We start from the raw sequence: 235 nt of genomic DNA, 5'->3' as shown, positions 1-235 counted from the left end.
GCCGTCAGCTTTGCGGACAAGCCCGCCGCCATTACTACAATCATGGTCTCGCCAATGGCACGCGATACGGCAAGCAGAATACCGCCCACAATACCGGGCAAGGCCGCAGGGAGAAGCACCTTGCGGATGGTTTCACTCATCGTGGCGCCCATACCCAGCGAAGCCTCTCGCATACTGTCCGGCACCGCGTTGATAATATCGTCAGACAGCGACATCACGAACGGGATAATCATAA

Annotated in this window: 1 protein-coding gene; it reads right to left on the bottom strand. The window is 57.0% G+C overall.

The genetic code is table 11. The features are described from left to right. The coding region (locus A3709_RS07780) for an ABC transporter permease subunit (protein ID WP_156507611.1) at positions 1 to 235 on the bottom strand (235 nt) is incomplete at both ends.

Origin of the sequence: Halioglobus sp. HI00S01 (assembly GCF_001635445.1) — a bacterium.
Classification (GTDB): Bacteria; Pseudomonadota; Gammaproteobacteria; order Pseudomonadales; family Halieaceae; genus Halioglobus; species Halioglobus japonicus.
The sequence above is the reverse complement of the archived record's forward strand: the minus strand, read 5'-3'. Positions and strand labels throughout refer to the sequence as shown.